The organism is Zunongwangia sp. HGR-M22 (genome assembly GCF_027594425.1).
In the GTDB taxonomy this organism is placed as follows: domain Bacteria; phylum Bacteroidota; class Bacteroidia; order Flavobacteriales; family Flavobacteriaceae; genus Zunongwangia.
In genome coordinates, this window is sequence record NZ_CP115159.1 from 2531944 (window position 1) to 2550392 (window position 18449).

Sequence of the window (18449 nt, forward strand, 5' to 3'; positions counted from 1 at the left end):
AGTGCAGCTTTTTCAATTTATTTATTTGTAAAATTTTATTCGAAACTGGTTACTCCATATTTTCTAGCTTCAGCTTTAGCTTCTGGAGCCCATGCCTCTAAATTACTTATCCTTGTTTGGTTTGAAGGGTGGGTACTTAAAAACTCTGGTGTTGAAGCTCCTCCACTATTTTGTTGCATTCTTCTCCAAAGATCTGCTGCTTCATCTGGATTATAGCCTGCAATTGCCATTAAAGTTAGACCTATTCTATCTGCTTCAGCCTCCTGACTTCTACTAAAAGGTAACATTACACCAACCTGAGATCCAATCCCGTAGGCCTGGGCAAATATTTGTTGAGTTTGCTCACTTTTTCCACTTAATGCTACGGTTCCTGCAACTGCGCCTAATTGCTGTATTTGAGCTCTACTCATTCGTTGTGCACCATGATCTGCCAACGCATGAGCCACCTCGTGTCCCATAACTACTGCTAAACCAGTTTCATCCTGGGTAATAGGTAGAATACCCGTATAGACCACGGTTTTTCCTCCTGGCATTGCAAAAGCATTTACTTGATTATCCTGAACAAGATTATACTCGAATCTAAAATCATCTAAAAATCCTTGGTAACCATTCGCATTTAAATAACGCTCTGCTGCGGTTTTGATTTTATCTCCTATTCTTTTTACCATTCTGGCATCTGCCGTACCCGTTACCACATTACTACTATCTAAAAATGCGTCGTACTGCTGAAATGATGACGGGAACAATTGATCATTACTTACAAAATTGAGATTCTTTTCTCCTGTGAAAGGATTTACCTTACAAGCGACTACTGTAAGAGTAACAGCAAAAAGAACTAATACCCACTGCTTAATTTTCATAGTTTAATAGATTAATTTTGTTAAAATTACAAAAGCGAAACCTGTTTAAAGATTTGTTTAAGTAGGATTTAACAAATAAAATATGAGAAAACAAGAAATAATTAAACATCATATCCTCATTAAATCATGGCGAAGAAACATAAAGATAAAACTCCAGTACAGCAATTATTACTCCCCACCTATCTTTTATATACCGGAAAGATTTTAAACTGGCTGTCCCCTTACTTGGCAAGTAAATTTGCAGGGAAATTATTTCTCACTCCACATAAATACAAATTACCTCAGCGCGAAAAAGAAATGGATTCAAATTCCATTCAATCAAAAGTTATTCTACCTAAAAGTAACAGAGAAATTGTGGTCTATGAATATGGAAAAAGCAACAAAAAGGTTTTATTAGTTCATGGTTGGAGCGGACGTGGAACTCAACTTTCTAAAATCGCAGATGCTTTGCTAAAAATGGGATTTAGTACGCTAAGCTTCGATGCTCCCGCGCATGGAAAAGCCCCCGGAAAAATGAGCATGATGCCACATTTTATCGAAGCCATTCATTTCCTTAAAAAAGAATTTGGGCCATTTCATTCAATTATTGGTCATTCTTTAGGTGGTATGTCAACTTTAAAGGCACTAAAAGAAGGTTTCCCTGCAGATAAAGCCGTGATTATAGGCACTGCGAATAGCATCACTAAATTAACTGAAGAATTTGTCCAAAATCTACACATGGATAAAGAAGTAGCCTACCTGCTTAAGTCTAATTTTGACGAAAAATTTGGTCAGGATATGGATAATTATTCCGGAGCAATTTCAGCACAAAGTGTTTTTACCCCAACTCTGGTGATTCACGATAAAGATGATGTTGATGTAAATTACCAGTGTGCCGAAGAAATCCATAAACAACTAAAAAGCAGCGAGCTTTATTTAACTGAAGGCTTAGGCCATCGCCGAATTTTAGGAGATCCAACTGTTATTAACAAAATCACAACGTTCATCACGGCATAATCTTTGTAACTTTCAAAATAAAAACAATGAGAAAGTTACTATTTATAATGCTTGCGACTTTTTCGCTTGTCAGTTGCAAGGGAAATGCTCAAGAAGAAAAAGCACGAAAAAAGCAACAATTTGAAATTTCTAAATCTGAAAGTGAATGGAAAAAAGAACTTACAGATGCCGAATTTAAAGTGCTTCGAAAAAAAGCTACAGAACGCCCTTTCTCTAGTGACTTATTAACTGTAAAAGGAAACGGAACGTTTACCTGTGCTGCTTGCGGAAACGAACTTTACGAAAACAAATACAAGTTCGAAAGCGGTACCGGCTGGCCAAGTTTTGATCGCGCTATCGAGGGCGGAGTTGCTTTTGGATCTGATTCTAAGTTAGGTTACCAAAGAGATGAAGTTCACTGTGCAAAATGCGGCGGTCATTTGGGGCACGTATTTAATGACGGGCCAAGAGAAACTACCGGAAAGAGACACTGTATAAACGGTGTCGCTATGGACTTTGAAGCAACCAACAAATAAAATTAGCAATGAAAAAATACAATATAGAAAAATCGGATGCTGAATGGAAAGAACAGCTTTCTGATGAACAATACCGAGTATTAAGAAAAAAAGGAACAGAAGCGCCGCACACCGGTAAATACAATTTACATTTTGAAGATGGAGCGTATCGATGCGCAGCTTGTAACGAGAAATTATTCGAAAGTGATAGCAAATTTGAAAGTGGTTGTGGATGGCCAAGTTTTGATGAAGCCATTGAAGGGAAAATCGAGTATTTACAAGATCGAACCTTCGGGATGATTAGAACCGAAATTTTGTGTGCAAACTGCGGAAGTCATTTAGGGCATGTTTTTGACGATGGCCCTACAGAAACAGGGCAGCGCTATTGTGTAAACTCGGCCAGTATAGATTTTAAAAACAATTAAAAAACCTTTAAATATTAACCACTATGAAAAAGATATTCACTTTATTATTTGTAACCACATTTTTATTTACCTCATGCTCTGATGATGGTGAACCAGGACCACAGGGACCACAAGGTCCTCCGGGAGAAGATGGACTTGACAGATTAGCTTATACTTTAGAAGAGCAAATTACTTTTGATTATTATGATGACACGAATAGTTATTCAAGGGTAATTATAATTCCAGATGATGTGCAAACAATAAACCCTGAAGCTGATGCGGTTTTAGTTTATCGATATCGAGAAATTCAAGATAATGACGGGAATTTTATAGATACCTGGAGTTTAATACCTCAAAATTTCTTTCTAAACGATGGAACAATTCAATATGTTTACAATCATACTCCGTCAGATGTAGAGATCATTATTGAAGGAAATTTTGATTTAAGTAACCTTAGTACAGATTACACCAATAATCAAATCTTTAGAGTAGTTGTTGTTCCTTCAGACTATTTAGCTTCCCACAATGAACTTGATATTGCTAACTATAATGCAGTAATGAAAGAATTGAATCTTAAAACTTCAGATATAAAAATGGCTAATTAAGCTTCTTTATATTTTAAAACTCAACGGCTTTATCTTTTTAGATAAAGCCTTTTTTATTTCAGAAGAAATCCCAAAAACTTTTAGCCAATCCCACAACTTCAAAACTTTTCGGTTAAGGGATTATTCCGTAAATTCGCAGGAACTATTTTTTGTATAAAAAAATCTAAATATGAGTAAATACGATATCATTGTTTTAGGTAGTGGCCCGGGTGGTTATGTTACGGCAATCCGTGCTTCACAATTAGGCTTTAAAACGGCGATTGTGGAAAAAGAAAACCTTGGTGGTGTTTGTCTAAACTGGGGATGTATCCCTACAAAAGCACTGCTTAAAAGTGCAGAGGTTTTTGACTATCTTAAACATGCTGAAGACTACGGCTTAAAATTAGAGAATCCAGATAAGGATTTTGGTGCTGTAATTAAAAGAAGTCGTGACGTTGCTAACGGTATGAGTAAGGGCGTACAGTTCCTTATGAAAAAAAACAAAATCGATGTTATCGATGGTTATGGTAAACTTAAGGCTGGTAAAAAAGTTGAAGTTACCGATGCTAAGGATAAAAAGACAGAATATTCTGCCGACCATATTATTGTAGCTACAGGGGCTCGTTCTCGCGAACTGCCTAACCTAAAACAAGACGGTAAAAAAGTTATCGGATATCGTGAGGCTATGTCTTTAGACAAGCAACCAAAGAAAATGATCGTTGTGGGTAGTGGTGCGATTGGTGTTGAGTTTGCTCATTTTTATAACTCAATGGGAACCGAGGTGACTATCGTAGAATTCTTACCAAACCTGGTGCCTTTAGAAGACGAGGATGTATCTAAACAATTTGAGCGTAGCGTTAAGAAAGCCGGAATTAAAGTGATGACCAACTCTTCTGTAGAGAGCGTTGATACTTCTGGTGAAGGCGTTAAAGCTAAAGTAAAAACCAAAAAAGGAGAAGAAACTTTAGAAGCTGATATTGTACTTTCTGCAGTTGGTATTAAAACAAATATCGAAAATATTGGTCTTGAAAAATTAGGGATCAAAACCGATAAAGATAAGATCGTTGTAGACGATTTTTATAAAACAAATAAAGACGGAATTTACGCTATTGGCGATGTTGTTCATGGTCCAGCCCTTGCTCACGTTGCTTCTGCGGAAGGAATTATTTGTGTTGAAAAAATTAAAGGAATGAATGTACAACCATTAGACTACGGAAATATTCCTGGTTGTACTTACGCTACTCCTGAAATTGCATCAGTTGGTTTTACTGAAAAACAAGCTAAAGAAGCTGGTTACGAAATTAAAGTGGGTAAATTCCCATTCTCTGCTTCTGGTAAAGCAAAAGCTGCCGGAAAATCAGACGGATTCGTAAAAGTAATCTTTGATGCAAAATACGGCGAATGGTTAGGATGCCACATGATTGGTGCCGGCGTTACCGATATGATTGCTGAAGCGGTTCTTGGTAGAAAATTAGAAACTACAGGACATGAAGTATTAAAAACAGTTCACCCTCACCCAACAATGAGTGAAGCGGTTATGGAAGCTGTTGCTGCTGCTTACGATGAAGTAATCCATATCTAAAATTTAGTATTAGATTTTCAGATTATAGACTTGTGGTCTTTAATCTAAAAAAATTAAGCCCTGAAAAACAAGATTTTCAGGGCTTTTTTAGTTTATGCTATATTTCGAAATTCTCTAAACTAGAGAGCTATTTGTTCTCCACTTTCTTTCACTCTATAATAGTTGTTTCCTAAAATCATTAAACCCTCAGAATCATAATCTGGCCAATTTTTATGATAATCCTTGGCATGTTTTACATCAATCGCAAATACTTTTCCTTCGTAGAATTTCTTAACTTTAAATTGTGGTGTATGGCCCACGATAACCGCTTTAGCATTGAATTTTTCTAAAGGTCTTTCAATTTCCTTCTGGCTAAGATCCTCTTTAAAGTAACCTCTATACCAGCTTATTCCTTTTTTAGATGAAATCAAAAGTTCTTTTTCATCTTTATCAACCTTTGGATACGGCGCTTTATAATAAGTAGACCTTAAATACTGATTAATTTCAGGGATAGACATCTCAAGTTCCGCAAGATCTGGATGAAGCCCTCCATGAACAAAAATATTCCCATTTATAGATTCTATGGTATTTTTACTAGCTAACCAATTACCTAAAACCGATTTTCGGCTATAAAGTTGAGATTGTGTCTTATCAATCATCGACGCGACAAAAGTATATTTTAAAGAAGACGCTTGATGATCTCCATACATATTTTTTAATTCATGATTACCGAGTATAAAATGTACCTGGCCTCCATGTTCTTCTGCATCCTGTTCCAGCTTATAAATAAACCACAATACCTGTGTTGTAGAAAAGCCTCGATCTACAAAATCTCCTAGTAAAACAAGGTGATTCCCTCCAAATATCCATTTTAGATTGCTATCTATTACCTGATTCTGAATTAAGAAATTCCTAAAAGCATTAAAACCGCTTTCGATATCAGAGATTGCAAGAATTTTTTTATCGTCTTTATAAATACTTTTTGGGGAAGTCATCGCCGGTCTTATAGTAAAATTGAAGCTAGAGGAATCCAATGGAAAAAATACCGAAGCTGGAATTTTATCCGCAGCAGCATATTTCTTAGCTGTAATATAAAAGCCATCATCCTTATTTCCTTGTATGTATTTTACGTTAACCGTACTGTCATTCTCATAAAAAGCATAAGGACCTTCACCGTTAAAATTAAGACGAGAAGGGTTGTGTCCATAGGTTAATTGCGCACCTTCATAGATCCCAAACGGGATTAAAATTAGTAATACAAAAGCCATTGTAAAACCTACATGTTTTAGATATCTAACCAAACGTGTTTTCATTTTTAAATTAATTATTTTATATGTTTTCTGAAAACAAATTTGCTTACCAATTACTAAGTGATGAAAAAAATGTGACAAGCTGTTGCTAAATAGTGACTAAGTATTTTATCACCAAAATATCTAAGTTCAAACCATGATAAACCTGCTTGATCACTATTTTAAGGTCGTTACCAATAATCTAAGTATTTTGCAACATGATTAAGAATATTACCGCAAAGCAGTTGTTCGCGATAAAATCTATTGTAGTTTTATCGATTTTGGTTCCACTAACTATCCTTACTTATGAGACTATAGTTCTTGGAAATAACCAAGTAGTTTTCCTTGAAGATTATCCAAATTTCATAAGCTTCTCGATACTTATTTACTACAGTTTAATTTTAGTTTTTGGTTTTATCTGGCTTGTAATTCAACTAAAATCGATTACAGTCTTAAAAACAGAAAAGAAAAAAAATGAACTAATGCACCTTCAAAATCAAGTAAATCCTCACTTCTTTTTTAATATGCTGAATAATCTATACGGAGTTGTAGGAAAAGATACTGCTAAAGCAAAAAGTCTTATTTTGAAATTATCGGAATTAATGAGGTATAGCATTTATGAAGGAGAAAAGGCCGAAGTTAGTATTAGTGAAGAAATAAATTATTTAGAAAGTTTTATAGAGTTAAATAAAATTAGATACCATAAACAAGTAGATATTCAACTAGACATTAATATTGCTGATCACAACTATAAATTAATGCCGTTAATGTTTATCACTTTATTAGAAAATGCTTTTAAGCATGGTGTAGATACTAAAAGAGATAAAGCGTTTGTTTCTATTAAACTTTCTGATTTGAATAATGTTATTTACTTTGAAGTAAAAAATAACTATGAAATAAGCGATGATAATAAACCTGATGGAATTGGACTAAAGAATTTAAAACGTCGATTACTACTAGCTTATCCCAAAAGACATAGTCTAAATATCACTAATAAGGATTCAGTTTTTAAAGCAACTTTACAAATAAAAAAATGACAAAATACCTGATAATAGATGACGAGCCGATAGCTCATGAAATCATACAGGAATATTGCGATTTAATTCCGGGGTTAGTATTGGCTAAAAATTGTTTTGACGCTTTAGAAGCTTTAGAATTTCTTAGAAATAATACGGTAGATTTAATTTTTCTGGATTTAAACATGCCCAAATTAAAAGGTTTTGACTTTTTAAAATCCTTAGCAAATCCTCCAAAAGTTATCGTTACTACTGCTTATAAAGAATATGCCTTAGAGGGCTACGAATTAGCCATTACAGACTATCTTTTAAAACCATTCAGTTTTGAACGGTTTTTAAAAGCAGTAAATAAAGCATTGCACGCTCCAAAAAATCATTTAAACAATACCGTATCTCAAAATCCAGCACCAGAGTATATTTTTATCTATAGCGATAAAAAGCACATACAAGTAAAGGTTGATGATATTTTATACATTCAGGCAGCAGGGAATTATTGCAAAATTATGCTTGAAGAAAATCAGATCATGGTACGAAAAAAACTTTCTGAAATGATAGATAAATTAAATACTCAAAATTTTCTGAGAGTACATAAATCCTTCGTTGTTGCTATAAGAAAAATCACTTCTATAGAGGGCAATCGAATAGCAGTAGCTAGTCATTTTATTCCAATAGGGAAAATTTACAAAACTGCAGTAGATACTTTTATTCAAAAATAGCATTTAGCAATCCTCAAAATTATATTGCTAAAGCACTAAATTATAGGAGCAAAAAAACTACATAAGCGCGAGCCCATGAGGCATGTATTAGAAAATTATAATTTTATTTCGAGGCATCCCGATAGCCATAGGAATCGGGATCGGAGCATTTAATCTCGATCATCGAGTTAAATAAAGACCTCTAGCTCGGCATTAAATCACAATACCAAAATCCGGTATCCCAGTTGATATCTTCATCTGTAAAACAATTATCCTCACCGTCATCTACTCTTTTGTAAGTTCGATACACTTTTTCACCAATTTCGAATTTAATTGTTTCAGAAAAAATTGGTCCGTCGAAAACAAAGCTGTGAAATTCACCATTTTCACCGCAGGGATCTACATTATTAGGCAAGTCTTTTAAAAACTGATGATCAATTATTCTTCCGCAGAAGGTTTCGTCTAGATATTCAGCATTCGTACAAACTACAACGGCTTTAAAGCCTAATTCGATAAATTCTTCTACTAATTTTTTGGTGACTTTTTTCCAAAGTGGATAAACTCCGCTAAGACCTATTTTGGATAATTGCTGATCTCGATATTCTTTTAAATCTTCTAAAAATATATCGCCAAAACAGGCAAAATCGATACCCTCTGCTTTTAGTTTTTTAGTTTCGGTTTCCATCACTTTACTATAAGTTTCCATAGAAACATTCCCAGAAAATTCAGCTAGCTGCAAGGGTAATCCAATACTTTTAGCCTGTGCATCGAGCAATTCAAGGCGTACGCCATGCATCGAAATTCGGTTTACATCGGTATTAACAGCAGTAAAGAGTTTAACGATCTCCAAATCGTCTTGTTGCTGAAGTTTATATAAAGAAAAAGCAGCGTCTTTACCGCTACTCCAATTTAGATAGGCTTTTTTCATTTTGAATAAAAAATGGATGTTTTCTTTTATGCGGAAGAAAACAAACTGATCAAAATTTTTGCTGAAATTATCGAATCTCGACTGATTTTACAGAAAACTTTGGATCGCGAGATCGTAGCTTTTTAAACCGAATCCTAAAATCACACCTTTTACCACAGGAGATAAATAAGATTTATGTCTGAATTCCTCTCTTGCGTGAGTATTAGAAATGTGAACTTCTACAACTGGTGTTTCGATCGCTTTTATGGCGTCTGCTATAGCTACTGAGGTATGCGTGTAAGCAGCAGCGTTTAATATGATACCATCAAATTCCTTACGGGCATCATGTAACATATCGATAAGCTCACCTTCAATATTACTTTGATAATACGAAAGTTCTACATCACCAAACTTCCTTTGTAAGTCGTCAAAATATTCTTTGAAAGTTTGATTTCCGTAAATATCAGGCTCTCTTGTTCCTAAAAGATTTAGGTTTGGCCCATTGATGATTAGTAATTTCATAAAAAAGCAGTTAGTGAGGTAAAGGTATAAAAAAAGCGGAAATCTTTTTCCGCTATATGTATCTCAAAATAAAGTCTTAGAATTTGTAACCTACACCAAGCGTAAATGCATTAATTTTAGAGTCTACCTCTACACTTCCTGCCGCATCTTGAATATCACTACTATATCTATTTGTAAGCTCGAAGCTATATTTCGCTTCTATAAAAAAGTTTTCATTTATAGTATAACCAGCTCCAATAGCTAAATCGAAACCAAAAACCTTAAAAACATCTATTCCATTAATGGAAGATTGATTTAACATTAAAGTAGCCTGAGGCCCTCCTAAGAAATAGAATCCTGAATTTTCAATATAATATTGAAAGATCACAGGAATCATTAGTAAATTTTCTTCATCAGCATTTACATAATTTACCGAAGGTTGAAGATGAATAGCCTCGGAAAGCTGAAAATTCAGCAGACCTCCTAGATAAAAACCGGAAGAGGTTCCTGAATAACTAATATTCTCTAAAGAATTTGAAGATTTCCCGTTAAGGCTGGTAAATCCTCCTTGCAGTCCGAATTTGACATCCTGTGCCGAAACCGCTAATCCTGAGAAACAAAGGATTAAAATAACGCAAATTTTTTTCATTTTAGTTAAGTTATAAATTAAGCAATTTTAATATAAAAATCGTTTGGTTTTACACTTAACCGTAAAATTTATACTATTTTTTTTGGGAATATTTGATTATTTTGAGAATGCAAAAAAAAGCGGAAGAAAAATCTTCCGCTTAGTTTCATAATCTAGTTAGTTAGTCAGCTTTTTTATATTCTCTTAGAACATAAATCCAACACCTGCTTGGATTACAGAGTTGTGGATATCTAGATCTTCAAAAGTTTCAGAGAATCCATAAGTATATCTACCTTGGATAAAGAATCCGTTATTGAATTTGTACTCAAGACCTGCTGCTCCACCAAATTCAAAGTCTTCAGCTCCTGGGTAAGGATTATCGATATCCCCACCATCTTGTGTTGGTTCGTAATCAATTTCTTCATTAACTTTCCAATTAAAAGTAGGACCTGCCTGTATGCTTAAACCATCTACTAAATAAATTTTAGCTAAAACAGGAACACTTACATAATCTAATTGATATTCTACGTTATCATCAACATCTAAGAAATTAGATTGATCATTTTCATAAATTTCATACCCTTGTCCAGAATATAAAACCTCTGGCTGAATAGAAAAACGATCTGCAATTGGAATTTCTGCCAATACACCTACATTAAAACTAGTTCTAGAGTTATCTGAACTAAAATCGTCTCCAGTAAAGTTAGCAAAGTTTACCCCACCTTTAATACCAAAATTCCAAGCTTCTTGAGCGCTCATTGTTGTCGCTCCAAATAATAATACTGCAATTACTAAAATTGACTTCTTCATAATAACATTTTTGTTTTTGATTATGGCGCAAATGTAATGATGGGATTCTTAAAGAAAACTTAGCAAAGCCTAAAGTATTATTAAGGTTGAATGAGCCAAAATTGTATCTTTAACACATGAAATGGGAGCATATTTTAAAGGATTACCTTACCTATCTAAAGTTAGAACGCGGACTTTCAGCTAATTCAATTAATAGCTACGAATTAGATCTGATTAAATTAATAAGCTTTTTAAAAGTTAAAGGTATTTCTAGCACACCGCTTACAATCGATCAAGAAACCTTACAATTATTTTTATATGAGATAGCAAAAGAGCTAAATGCAAGATCTCGTGCACGACTCATTTCTGGATTAAAAAGTTTTTTTAATTATCTGATATTTGAAGATTACAGAGAAGACAATCCTACCGATCTTATAGAAGCGCCAAAAATTGGAAGAAAACTACCAGTTACTATCTCTGTTGAAGAAATAGATATGTTGATTGCTGCTATTGATCTGAGTAAGGCTGAAGGCGAAAGAAACCGCGCAATTATCGAGACCTTATACGGTTGTGGTTTACGCGTTTCTGAACTTACAAATCTGCAAATTTCAGATTTATTTTTTGATGAAGGTTTTATAAAAATAACCGGTAAAGGGGACAAACAACGCTTCGTACCTATTTCAGATTATAATATTAAATACATCAATATTTATAAAGATGAAGTAAGACCAGATCAAAAGATAAAAGATGAAGCGGCCGATACACTTTTTTTAAACCGGCGCGGCGGGCAACTTACCCGCGCAATGATTTTCACCATAATAAAACAGCTGGCTGCAAAAGCAAATATTAATAAAAAAATAAGTCCGCACACTTTTAGACATTCGTTTGCCACTCACCTTTTAGAAAACGGGGCAGATTTAAGAGCTATTCAGCAAATGCTAGGTCACGAAAGCATAACAACAACAGAAATCTATATGCACGTAGATCGAACTTATTTGCGTGAAGTGCTTGAAAAATTTCATCCTAAGAAAATTAACCAAGGTTAAGAAACGATATTAAATTTCTGCTAAAACACGCTATACACTTCATATTGGTCATTTCTCTTCTTAATTTCGAAAAAAAGAAATTATTATGAAACCATTACGAACGTTAAAATATAAGAACGGCGATGAACAACCAGCAATTGGTTTAGGAACCTGGAAGTCTGGTAAAGGAGAAGTTGCCAAGGCTGTAGAAATAGCTTTAAATAATGGCTATAGACATATTGATTGCGCTGCAACCTATGGAAATGAAGCAGAAGTAGGTGAAGCTTTTGAAAAAGTATTTAACCAAGGTAAAGTTAAAAGAGAAGATCTTTGGATCACCTCTAAATTATGGAATGATTCTCATAAGAAAGAAGACGTGATTCCCGCTTTAAAGCAAACCTTAAGCGATTTAAAATTAGATTACTTAGATCTCTATTTAATCCACTGGCCGGTAGCTTTTAAAAAAGGAATTGGTTTTCCTGAAAAAGATGAACAATATTATTCTTTGGAAGAAGTGCCAATTATCGAAACTTGGGAAGCCATGATTGAAGCTAAAAAACAAGGGCTAGTAAAACATATTGGAGTTTCTAATTTCAGTACAAATAAGCTGGAAGACCTTATTGGCAAAACCGATGAAAAACCTGAAGCCTTACAAGTAGAATTACATCCCTATTTACACCAAAATAAACTTTTAGAATTTTGCAGTAATCATAAGATCAATGTAACTGCTTATTCTCCATTAGGAAGTGGTGATCGTTCTGAAGCGATGAAAGGCGAAAATGAGCCAAGCTTATTAGAAAATCCTACTATTGTAAAAATCGCCAAGAAACATGGAGCTTCAGCGGGACAAATTTTAATTAATTGGGCAGTGCAGAGAGGAACTGCGGTGATTCCTAAATCTACAAATGAAGGTAGAATTAAAGAAAATCTAGCTAGCTCTGGTTACCAATTGGATAAAGAAGATCTTGCTGAAATCGATAAATTAGACGATCATTTTAGATATGTAACAGGAGAGTTTTTTGTGACCGAAGGAAATTCATATTCCAACATTTACGACGATTAATTTTCTTCGGAAAATATCATAAATAAAAAATCCCCGAATTATCGGGGATTTTTTTGTTTCATATAAATTAGGTTTCCAACCTTATTTTGCAATATTTACGGCTCTTGTTTCACGAATTACGGTAACTTTAACCTGTCCCGGATAAGTCATATCTGTTTGAATTTTCTGTGAAATTTCGAAAGATAGATTACTTGCTTTTTCATCGTTCACTTTTTCACTTTCTACAATCACACGCAACTCTCTACCTGCTTGTATTGCATACGCTTTTTTAACGCCACCAAATCCAAAGGCAATTTCTTCAAGATCTTTCAAACGCTGAATATAAGAATCTAGAACCTGTCTTCTAGCTCCTGGTCTTGCACCACTAATAGCATCACAAACCTGTACGATAGGAGAAAGTAAAGAATTCATTTCAATTTCATCGTGGTGTGCTCCAATAGCGTTACAAACCTCAGGCTTTTCTCCATGTTTCTCTGCCCACTGCATTCCTAAAATAGCGTGAGGAATTTCAGTTTCGGTTTCAGGCACTTTACCAATATCGTGTAATAATCCTGCTCTTTTTGCTAGTTTTGGATTAATCCCCAATTCAGCAGCCATCACACCGCAAAGTTTAGCAACTTCACGCGAGTGTTGTAATAAATTTTGACCATAAGAAGAACGATATTTCATTCGTCCTACCATCTTTATTAATTCTGGTTGCAAACCATGGATACCAAGATCGATAACGGTACGTTTACCTATATCGATAATTTCTTCCTCAATTTGTTTTCTCGTCTTTTTAACTACCTCTTCAATTCTTGCCGGGTGAATTCGACCATCGGTTACTAATTTATGCAAAGAAAGTCTTGCAACTTCTCTTCTCACCGAATCAAAACAAGAAAGAATAATAGCTTCAGGAGTATCGTCTACAATAATTTCTACACCAGTAGCAGCTTCTATCGCTCTAATATTTCGGCCTTCACGACCAATAATACGACCCTTTACATCATCGCTTTCAAGATTAAAAACCGAAACGCAGTTTTCTACCGCTTCTTCAGTTCCTATTCTTTGGATAGTGTTTATGATAATCTTTTTGGCTTCCTGCTGTGCGGTAAGTTTAGCTTCTTCTACAGTATCTTGTATTAAAGCCATAGCATCAGCCTTTGCAGCATCTTTTAAGCTTTCTACTAATTGATCTTTAGCTTCAGCTGCAGATAATCCAGAGATTACTTCTAATTGTTGCACTTTACTATTGTGAAGCTTATCGATTTCTTCCTGCTTCTTTTCAAGATATTCGTTACGATGATCATAATCTGCTATTCGACTATCTAGCTCTTTACTTTTGGTATCTAATTCTTTATTTAATTTTTTATTTTTAGAAAGTTCACTAGAGACCTGAGATTCTTTATCACGGGTTCGCTTCTCTGCATCCCCAATTTTTTTGTCTCTGGCAAGAATTACCTTTTCGTGCTCAGACTTTAATTCGATAAACTTTTCTTTAGCCTGAAGAATTTTATCTTTCTTAATGCTTTCTGCTTCGCTCTTGGCTTCCTTTAAAATTCCTGCCGCTTTATCTTGAGCTTCTTTAATTGTTGCAGAGGCTTTTTTCTTTTCTAAAGATTTGGCTATGGCAAAACCTATACCTAAGCCTACTATAATTCCAACTATCGCTAATACTATTTCCATATGTTATGTTTATATATAAAAAAAGCCTGTATTAGTAGTTGTTTTGTATTAAACTCCTTAAAATCAAGTTTAAGGCTAACAAGCTGATCAAGAATCCGTAGTCCCTTACGGGAACGGCGCGCTTTTACAACTTAGACTCACCCTCTTTAAAGAATTATCTGTTGAGTTTATCAAAATATAACTAATACAGGCAGTAACCTTATTTTATTTAAAGAACGTTTAGGAAGCCATATGCTGTTGCAACAAATCGTTAAGCGATCTTAACTTATCTTCTGCTTTTTGCATCTCTTCACTTTTATCTATATCTTTTTGTTCCGTCTGGGCTGCAAATTGTAATGCACACATCGCCAATACATCCTGCTTATCCCTAACGGCATAACTTTTCTCAAATTGCTTAATCATTGCTTCGATTTTTTTCGCAGCCTTTCTTAATCCTTCTTCTTGACGAGGATCTATAGTTAAGGGATACACCCTATCTGCAATCGAAATTTTTATTTTAAGCTTGTCTTCCATCTACATTTATTCAGATAACTGAACGATACATTGATCGATCTCCCTTATAAGACTGTTTATTTTGAGCTTAGTTTCTTTCTTGTAATCATTACTGCCAAGCATCGCATTTGCTGCTTTTAGATCTTTAATCTGGTTATTAGAACGTTCTAACTCTCCTTTTAACCAGGTATTTTCAGATTGCACCGCTGTCATTTCCTCTTGTATAGACTGCATTTCCTGCTTTAGCAATTCGTGCCTATGCAGCAATTTACTAATCCTATTCTCAAGATTATCAACTATTTCGGTGATATCACTCATAAAAGCCAAACTCGATACTAATCCTTACAAAGTTAACATACCGTTTTAAATTTGCAATGATTTTTTATTTCATTTTTCTTTTTTAAGCCTTGTAATTCCTAACATTCTAAATTATAGTGATTTAATTTTGCATGAAGTTTGATTACCTTTACGCGAGTAGAATTTAATGTATTTAGACGATTTATGAAGCAATTTTTTATTCTTTTTATTGGCTTATTTTCTTTGGCAACCTATGCGCAGGTTGATAACGTACCCCAAGATTATTTTGAAAAACCCCTCGATATCCCATTAATATTATCAGGAACTTTTGGTGAACTTCGTTCCAATCACTTTCATGCAGGATTAGATATTAAAACTCAGGGAAGACAGGGATTAGAGGTAAAATCTTCAGCAAAAGGATATGTTAGTCGAATTAAAATCCAGCATTATGGTTATGGGAAGGCACTTTACATTCAGCATCCCAATGGCTATACTACTGTATATGGGCATTTAAAGAAGCTTTCTCCAAAAATCGAAGCCTATCTTAAAGAAAGACAGTATAACAAAGAATCTTATGAAATCGAACTTTTTCCTGAACCTGCCGAATTGCCTGTTGAACAGGGAGAGTTAATTGCTTTTAGCGGAAATACCGGCGGAAGTGGTGGCCCACATGTTCATTTTGAGATTCGTGATGGTAGCCAACGACCAATGAATCCTGAAATGTTTGGAATTGATATTGAAGATAATCGAGATCCCATTGTAGATGGTCTTTTTGCATATCCAATAGGTGAAGGAGCACATGTGAATAATTCAGCAAATCGACAAAAATTGAGGTTGATCCCGCAAAATGATGGCTCTTACACTACAAATACACTAGAAGCTTGTGGAGAAATTGGTTTTGGTATTTCTACAGTAGACCAAAAAAGTCTTGCTCCAAACAAAAACGGAGTTTATAAAATTGAAGCAAGTCTTAATGGTTCTCCCGTTATTAATCTTGACTTTCAGCGCATTTCATTTGGAGAAAGTAGATATCTTAATTTTTTAATTGATTATGAATACTACTCGAATCACAGAAAAAGAGTTCAGAAGTTATTCAAAGAAAGTAATAATCCGCTTAGCATTTATAATGGTGTGGTGAATGAAGGAAAATTAGAAATTGAAGATGGATTAGATTATAATTATGTAGTTGAAGTTACCGATTTTAAAGGGAATTCTAAAACGATTAGAATTCCTATCAAAGGAAGTTTTGCTGGAGAAATCACCCCAAAAGATGACAAAACTACCGACTATTTTACCAATTACAACGAAACTTTTTCTATACAAGAAAACGGTATTGATATTTACATTCCTAAAAATGCATTGTACTATGACACATTTTTAGATATTAAATTTATGGGTGATACGGTAAAAGTACATCATGACGATGTGCCGCTGCACAAAAATATGACTATAGGTTTTGATGTTAGTGATATACCTGAAGCTGAAAAAGAAAAATTATTTATTGCAAGAATAAACAGCTATGGTAGGCCTAGCTATTCTACAACCTATAAAAAACCGACTCGCTTTACAACCGGCACCAGAACATTTGGCGAATATACATTGGTTGCAGATGTTACTCCACCATCCATCAGGCCAGTTAATTTTAGTGATGGCCAGTGGATTTCGAGTAATAGTACGCTAAAGGTAAAAATTAGTGACGACTTATCTGGTATCCAAGGATATAGGGCCACGGTAAACGGAAAGTTTATTTTGATGGAATATGAATATAAAAACAATACGCTAACTCACGATTTTTCTGACGGTGTGGTTACAGAAACAGAGAATAATTTTAAACTTATCGTCACTGATAATGTAGGTAATGTTAACATCTATGAAGCGAAGTTTTTCAGAAAAAATTGATCTTTAAATTAACAAAAAAAGCCTCGCAAATGGCGAGGCTTTTTATTTTATTAAAAAAATAAACTAAGATTCTATAAATTCTTTTAAGGTTTTCACCACGTAATCAATTTCTTCTTTGGTATTAAATTTTGAAAATGAAAAACGTATGGAAGGTGTTTTTAAATCTTCTTCACTTAAAAATGCATTTAAAACGTGCGAACCTTTGTCGCTTCCACTTTGGCAAGCACTTCCTTTAGAACAAGCGATACCCTTTAAATCTAGTTGAAATAGCAACATCAAAGCTTTTTCTTCGCTTACAGGAAGATTTACATTAATAAGTGTATATGTACTTTTATCTAAGTCCCCACTTTTCCCATTAAATTTCACTCCGGGAATTTCACTTTTAAGAGCGTCAATAAAATGAGATTTTAAGCTTGTGGTGTACGCTTTTTCTTCTTCTAAATTTTTATAAGCCAATTTAAAAGCTTCTTCTAAACCAACAATATTATGCAAACCTTCGGTCCCAGCGCGATAACCACGTTCTTGCTCTCCTCCAAAGATTAGTGGTTTTAAACCGCTATTTTTACGAATATAAGCGAAGCCAATTCCTTTAGGACCGTGAAATTTATGTGCACTAACTGCTGTAAAATCTACGGGAACTTCCTGTAGATCTATTTCGTAGTGTCCAATAGATTGTACAGTGTCTGAATGAAACAAGGCTTTATGTGCTTTACACATTTCAGCAACTTTCTTGATATCAAGTTTGTTTCCTACTTCGTTATTCACGTGCATTAAACTAACTAAGGTTTTCACTTCAGAAGAATTAAGGCGATTTTTTAAATCTTCAAGATCAATTTCACCTTCATTAGTTAGTTTTACATATTCAACTTCGACATCAAAACAATCTTGCAACTGATTCACACAGTATAAAACAGCATGATGCTCGATTTTCGAAGTTATTATTCTTTTTACACCAAGATCTCGAACAGCACTATTAAGTGCTAAATTATCAGCTTCAGTTCCTCCTGAAGTAAAAATAATTTCAGCAGCTGTAACGTTTAACTGTTTTGCGATGGTTTTACGAGCTTTCTCGATTAACGATTTAGCAGACCGACCAAAACTATGGGTAGATGAAGGGTTTCCATAATTTTGTTGCATCGCTTCGGTTATTTTCTCAATAACTTCGGGGCGCATTTGGGTCGTAGCGGCAGAGTCTAAATATACTTTTTCCATGGTGCGCAAAGGTAAGGCTATTTAAAATAAATTTAAAGAAGCTCCGTTGAAAATCTATAAAACTTCTATTTT

At 34.4% G+C, this 18449-nt stretch carries 20 protein-coding genes and 1 other RNA gene; 10 read left to right on the forward strand and 11 right to left on the reverse strand.

The annotated features are described in order from the left end of the window. Nucleotides 1–35: 35 nt before the first annotated feature. Nucleotides 36–860: a M48 family metallopeptidase gene (locus tag PBT91_RS11110; protein WP_270058537.1), complete on the reverse strand. Its 825-nt coding sequence runs from the start codon at nucleotides 858–860 to the stop codon at nucleotides 36–38. Nucleotides 861–986: 126 nt separating this feature from the next. Between PBT91_RS11110 and PBT91_RS11115 the strand changes: the two genes are divergently transcribed. The 5 genes from PBT91_RS11115 to lpdA all read left to right on the forward strand — a co-directional run bounded on the left by PBT91_RS11115 (nucleotide 987) and on the right by lpdA (nucleotide 4920). Then, nucleotides 987–1856, forward strand: coding sequence for an alpha/beta fold hydrolase (locus PBT91_RS11115; protein ID WP_270058538.1), 870 nt, complete (start codon nucleotides 987–989; stop codon nucleotides 1854–1856). 26 nt (nucleotides 1857–1882) lie between these two features. Then, nucleotides 1883–2371, forward strand: a complete 489-nt coding sequence (msrB, locus tag PBT91_RS11120) for a peptide-methionine (R)-S-oxide reductase MsrB (RefSeq protein ID WP_270058539.1) — start codon at nucleotides 1883–1885, stop codon at nucleotides 2369–2371. An 8-nt stretch (nucleotides 2372–2379) separates the two neighbouring features. Then, a complete protein-coding gene (gene msrB, locus PBT91_RS11125) occupies nucleotides 2380–2775 on the forward strand; it encodes a peptide-methionine (R)-S-oxide reductase MsrB (RefSeq protein ID WP_270058540.1) in 396 nt (131 codons plus the stop codon). 23 nt (nucleotides 2776–2798) lie between these two features. Continuing rightward, a complete protein-coding gene (locus tag PBT91_RS11130; RefSeq protein WP_270058541.1) occupies nucleotides 2799–3359 on the forward strand; it encodes a hypothetical protein in 561 nt (186 codons plus the stop codon). Nucleotides 3360–3528: 169 nt separating this feature from the next. After that, nucleotides 3529–4920: a dihydrolipoyl dehydrogenase gene (gene lpdA, locus PBT91_RS11135; RefSeq protein ID WP_270058542.1), complete on the forward strand. Its 1392-nt coding sequence runs from the start codon at nucleotides 3529–3531 to the stop codon at nucleotides 4918–4920. A gap of 119 nt (nucleotides 4921–5039) precedes the next feature. Here lpdA and PBT91_RS11140 read toward each other — a convergent pair whose 3' ends face one another. Next, nucleotides 5040–6212: a metallophosphoesterase gene (locus PBT91_RS11140; RefSeq protein WP_270058543.1), complete on the reverse strand. Its 1173-nt coding sequence runs from the start codon at nucleotides 6210–6212 to the stop codon at nucleotides 5040–5042. A gap of 194 nt (nucleotides 6213–6406) precedes the next feature. Between PBT91_RS11140 and PBT91_RS11145 the strand changes: the two genes are divergently transcribed. Both PBT91_RS11145 and PBT91_RS11150 read left to right on the forward strand, forming a co-directional pair. After that, nucleotides 6407–7225, forward strand: coding sequence for a sensor histidine kinase (locus tag PBT91_RS11145; protein ID WP_270058544.1), 819 nt, complete (start codon nucleotides 6407–6409; stop codon nucleotides 7223–7225). Further along, complete coding sequence (locus tag PBT91_RS11150; RefSeq protein WP_270058545.1) at nucleotides 7222–7920, forward strand: LytR/AlgR family response regulator transcription factor; 699 nt, start codon at nucleotides 7222–7224, stop codon at nucleotides 7918–7920. The genes PBT91_RS11145 and PBT91_RS11150 overlap by 4 nt, the downstream gene beginning before the upstream one ends. A 181-nt stretch (nucleotides 7921–8101) precedes the next feature. Here the strand turns inward: PBT91_RS11150 and PBT91_RS11155 are convergent, their stop codons facing one another. From PBT91_RS11155 to PBT91_RS11170, 4 genes are all read right to left on the reverse strand, one after another. Further along, a complete protein-coding gene (locus PBT91_RS11155; RefSeq protein ID WP_270058546.1) occupies nucleotides 8102–8827 on the reverse strand; it encodes a diphthine--ammonia ligase in 726 nt (241 codons plus the stop codon). An 87-nt stretch (nucleotides 8828–8914) separates the two neighbouring features. Continuing rightward, complete coding sequence (gene aroQ, locus PBT91_RS11160; protein ID WP_270058547.1) at nucleotides 8915–9328, reverse strand: type II 3-dehydroquinate dehydratase; 414 nt, start codon at nucleotides 9326–9328, stop codon at nucleotides 8915–8917. 76 nt (nucleotides 9329–9404) lie between these two features. After that, nucleotides 9405–9956 carry an outer membrane beta-barrel protein gene (locus PBT91_RS11165; protein ID WP_270058548.1) on the reverse strand — a complete coding sequence of 184 codons (552 nt, stop codon included), beginning with the start codon at nucleotides 9954–9956 and terminating at the stop codon, nucleotides 9405–9407. A gap of 183 nt (nucleotides 9957–10139) precedes the next feature. Next, nucleotides 10140–10745 (reverse strand): porin family protein, encoded by a 606-nt coding sequence (locus tag PBT91_RS11170; protein WP_270058549.1) that lies wholly within the window; start codon nucleotides 10743–10745, stop codon nucleotides 10140–10142. A 116-nt stretch (nucleotides 10746–10861) separates the two neighbouring features. Between PBT91_RS11170 and xerD the strand changes: the two genes are divergently transcribed. Continuing rightward, complete coding sequence (gene xerD, locus PBT91_RS11175; protein ID WP_270058550.1) at nucleotides 10862–11770, forward strand: site-specific tyrosine recombinase XerD; 909 nt, start codon at nucleotides 10862–10864, stop codon at nucleotides 11768–11770. A gap of 85 nt (nucleotides 11771–11855) precedes the next feature. Then, a complete protein-coding gene (locus PBT91_RS11180) occupies nucleotides 11856–12812 on the forward strand; it encodes an aldo/keto reductase (protein WP_270058551.1) in 957 nt (318 codons plus the stop codon). A gap of 81 nt (nucleotides 12813–12893) precedes the next feature. Here the strand turns inward: PBT91_RS11180 and rny are convergent, their stop codons facing one another. The 4 genes from rny to PBT91_RS11200 form a co-directional block, all read right to left on the reverse strand. Then, nucleotides 12894–14477, reverse strand: coding sequence for a ribonuclease Y (gene rny, locus PBT91_RS11185; RefSeq protein WP_270058552.1), 1584 nt, complete (start codon nucleotides 14475–14477; stop codon nucleotides 12894–12896). 50 nt (nucleotides 14478–14527) lie between these two features. Beyond that, nucleotides 14528–14644: non-coding RNA, 6S RNA (gene ssrS / locus PBT91_RS11190), on the reverse strand. Between the two features lie 52 nt (nucleotides 14645–14696). After that, nucleotides 14697–14990: a cell division protein ZapA gene (locus tag PBT91_RS11195; RefSeq protein WP_270058553.1), complete on the reverse strand. Its 294-nt coding sequence runs from the start codon at nucleotides 14988–14990 to the stop codon at nucleotides 14697–14699. Between the two features lie 6 nt (nucleotides 14991–14996). Next, entirely contained in the window at nucleotides 14997–15287 is a 291-nt protein-coding gene (locus PBT91_RS11200) for a hypothetical protein (protein ID WP_270058554.1), read from the reverse strand. A gap of 183 nt (nucleotides 15288–15470) precedes the next feature. On the opposite strand from PBT91_RS11200, the gene PBT91_RS11205 reads away from it, so the two are divergent. Then, entirely contained in the window at nucleotides 15471–17165 is a 1695-nt protein-coding gene (locus PBT91_RS11205; protein WP_270058555.1) for a M23 family metallopeptidase, read from the forward strand. A gap of 63 nt (nucleotides 17166–17228) precedes the next feature. Here the strand turns inward: PBT91_RS11205 and PBT91_RS11210 are convergent, their stop codons facing one another. Beyond that, the gene (locus PBT91_RS11210) at nucleotides 17229–18377 is read right to left on the reverse strand and encodes a cysteine desulfurase family protein (protein ID WP_270058556.1); all 1149 of its coding nucleotides are present in this window, start codon (nucleotides 18375–18377) and stop codon (nucleotides 17229–17231) included. Nucleotides 18378–18449: the final 72 nt, after the last annotated feature.

Bases quoted from the DNA above. Each gene is read 5' to 3' on its own strand.
- PBT91_RS11110 (WP_270058537.1), bottom strand. From the start codon at position 860: ATGAAAATTAAGCAGTGGGTATTAGTTCTTTTTGCTGTTACTCTTACA.
- PBT91_RS11115 (WP_270058538.1), top strand. From the start codon at position 987: ATGGCGAAGAAACATAAAGATAAAACTCCAGTACAGCAATTATTACTC.
- msrB (WP_270058539.1), top strand. From the start codon at position 1,883: ATGAGAAAGTTACTATTTATAATGCTTGCGACTTTTTCGCTTGTCAGT.
- msrB (WP_270058540.1), top strand. From the start codon at position 2,380: ATGAAAAAATACAATATAGAAAAATCGGATGCTGAATGGAAAGAACAG.
- PBT91_RS11130 (WP_270058541.1), top strand. From the start codon at position 2,799: ATGAAAAAGATATTCACTTTATTATTTGTAACCACATTTTTATTTACC.
- lpdA (WP_270058542.1), top strand. From the start codon at position 3,529: ATGAGTAAATACGATATCATTGTTTTAGGTAGTGGCCCGGGTGGTTAT.
- PBT91_RS11140 (WP_270058543.1), bottom strand. From the start codon at position 6,212: ATGAAAACACGTTTGGTTAGATATCTAAAACATGTAGGTTTTACAATG.
- PBT91_RS11145 (WP_270058544.1), top strand. From the start codon at position 6,407: ATGATTAAGAATATTACCGCAAAGCAGTTGTTCGCGATAAAATCTATT.
- PBT91_RS11150 (WP_270058545.1), top strand. From the start codon at position 7,222: ATGACAAAATACCTGATAATAGATGACGAGCCGATAGCTCATGAAATC.
- PBT91_RS11155 (WP_270058546.1), bottom strand. From the start codon at position 8,827: ATGAAAAAAGCCTATCTAAATTGGAGTAGCGGTAAAGACGCTGCTTTT.
- aroQ (WP_270058547.1), bottom strand. From the start codon at position 9,328: ATGAAATTACTAATCATCAATGGGCCAAACCTAAATCTTTTAGGAACA.
- PBT91_RS11165 (WP_270058548.1), bottom strand. From the start codon at position 9,956: ATGAAAAAAATTTGCGTTATTTTAATCCTTTGTTTCTCAGGATTAGCG.
- PBT91_RS11170 (WP_270058549.1), bottom strand. From the start codon at position 10,745: ATGAAGAAGTCAATTTTAGTAATTGCAGTATTATTATTTGGAGCGACA.
- xerD (WP_270058550.1), top strand. From the start codon at position 10,862: ATGAAATGGGAGCATATTTTAAAGGATTACCTTACCTATCTAAAGTTA.
- PBT91_RS11180 (WP_270058551.1), top strand. From the start codon at position 11,856: ATGAAACCATTACGAACGTTAAAATATAAGAACGGCGATGAACAACCA.
- rny (WP_270058552.1), bottom strand. From the start codon at position 14,477: ATGGAAATAGTATTAGCGATAGTTGGAATTATAGTAGGCTTAGGTATA.
- PBT91_RS11195 (WP_270058553.1), bottom strand. From the start codon at position 14,990: ATGGAAGACAAGCTTAAAATAAAAATTTCGATTGCAGATAGGGTGTAT.
- PBT91_RS11200 (WP_270058554.1), bottom strand. From the start codon at position 15,287: ATGAGTGATATCACCGAAATAGTTGATAATCTTGAGAATAGGATTAGT.
- PBT91_RS11205 (WP_270058555.1), top strand. From the start codon at position 15,471: ATGAAGCAATTTTTTATTCTTTTTATTGGCTTATTTTCTTTGGCAACC.
- PBT91_RS11210 (WP_270058556.1), bottom strand. From the start codon at position 18,377: ATGGAAAAAGTATATTTAGACTCTGCCGCTACGACCCAAATGCGCCCC.